Below are 1703 nucleotides of genomic sequence, written 5' to 3' on the forward strand. Positions count from 1 at the left end.
TTATTCTGCAGAGCCGGTGCTGCATAAGGCGGCGCCGGCTTTCTAGTATGTCACTGCCTCGGCAGTGGCCGACCAGTTGCGTCTACCCTCTCCTGCAGGTGCCTCCAACGCAGGATCTCTAGGGCTGCGTCTTGCTTAAGGCCTCGGTCAAGCCGAGCTATCGGGTTGGCAACAGTTCCAGAAGGTGTCCACGGGCCATGACACCCTCATCACCTTGCAGATGCCCGTCCTTAGTCTCCTTTATCAGAAAACCTTCTGAGGCATACAATTGCAGGGCGGGAACATTGCCATCAAGTGCTGAGATCAGGACCCGCCCGTTAATCCTTGAAACGGCATGACGGAGCAGAAGTCGACCGATTCCGGCGCGCTGCCTTTCAGGGTGAACATAAAGCCATGTGATCTCGGGCGTATCTATTGCTACGAAACCCGCCACTCCTCCCTTGATCTCCGCAACCCAGAGCTCCCCAGCGAATAGCCCTTCAGAATCTGCCGTCTCTGCAAGCGAGCGAAATGCATGCACCCCGACACTCAGACGTAGCTCTTGCTCTCTCGCCTGATCGTGAGCCTCGGCAATTGCACTCCAGTCAGCCTCGCGATAGGGACGAATGATCAGATGCTCTCTCATAGCAGTACGCCCACGGACAGTATTCCCCAGGATCAAGTGGTTATCGGCCCCGCCTTTTGCTTTGCGGCTTTGCCATCATCTGGCGCATCGCTTCCTCGGCCCGGGCCCTTGCTTCCGTATCATCGGTGAGATTGCGGACCTCTGAGGGCTCCTCTTGCTCCTGCATCCCGTTCTTGCGGGCCTGCCACCGCTTTGCCTGGGCAGCCGTCGCCGCAACGTTGGCGAGCTTCTCCAACTGATCGAGACGGGGCGTGCTCACAGCGCTCCGGCTTTCCGACTGATGATCCTCTTGCTCGCTCCGCTCGGCCATCTGCCCGCACCCTTTCCATTTCCTGATCTACAAACTTATCGGCAAGCCCTGCGGCACCTGCTCGAACTTTTCTCAACCTTTATGGGCTGGCGAATTGGTCATGCAAGGGTAAACCCCATGAAGAGGAAGGTCAGCCAGTCGCAGCTCATCCTTCCGCTGCTGGATGCAATCGAGGAAAGGGGAGGCGCCGCGAAAGCGCGGGACATTAACGACCTGCTGGCTGAAAAGGTCGATTTTCCTGCTGAGGAGCGGACCGCACGAATTACAGTTTCCGGGCACTCATACGGTGCCTTCGGGAACGACAATGGGGGAGCGATCCCGGGCAATCTCATCGTTGCGGCCAACACCGAAAGCAACTCCGACTACATCCGCAGCGTCAAAGCTGCCGGGCTTCCGGTCCACCCGGCCCGCTTCCCCGCCGCTCTGCCCGAGATGTTCATCAAGTTCCTCACGCGCCCGAAAGATCTCGTCTTCGAGCCCTTTGGCGGGTCACTGACCACGGCGGCTGTCGCCGAAGCCCTCGACCGCCGCTGGATCGCGTCCGAGTGCATGCTCGAGTACCTCAAGGGCGGCCAGATGAGGTTTCCCTCCGCCCTTGCGGCGTAAGCCGGGCCCAAGGTGGGCTCCTATCCTCGCTCTTCGCTTTAGGCCTCCCAGGACCCAGCTGTCGCTCTTCGACACCGCCATGCGCTGGAACAGCCGCCGCGCGTTCTACCGCCCTGCTGCGGCCTACGCCTACAACTTCCTCCGGACCCATGGGGCTCCGGC

Annotated in this window: 2 protein-coding genes; one reads left to right on the top strand and one right to left on the bottom strand. The window is 60.1% G+C overall.

The annotated features are described in order from the left end of the window. Nucleotides 1-157 precede the first annotated feature (157 nt). Entirely contained in the window at nucleotides 158-625 is a 468-nt protein-coding gene (locus tag LG661_RS24540) for a GNAT family N-acetyltransferase (RefSeq protein ID WP_230534616.1), read from the bottom strand. A gap of 154 nt (nucleotides 626-779) precedes the next feature. Between LG661_RS24540 and LG661_RS24545 the strand changes: the two genes are divergently transcribed. After that, nucleotides 780-1541: a DNA methyltransferase gene (locus tag LG661_RS24545; protein WP_230534617.1), complete on the top strand. Its 762-nt coding sequence runs from the start codon at nucleotides 780-782 to the stop codon at nucleotides 1539-1541. Nucleotides 1542-1703 lie beyond the last annotated feature (162 nt).

The organism is Microvirga roseola (assembly GCF_020866965.1).
Classification (GTDB): domain Bacteria; phylum Pseudomonadota; class Alphaproteobacteria; order Rhizobiales; family Beijerinckiaceae; genus Microvirga; species Microvirga roseola.

What these genes read in the sequence shown, in the direction of transcription:
- LG661_RS24540 (WP_230534616.1), bottom strand. Translation starts at nt 625, where the DNA reads ATGAGAGAGCATCTGATCATTCGTCCCTATCGCGAGGCTGACTGGAGT.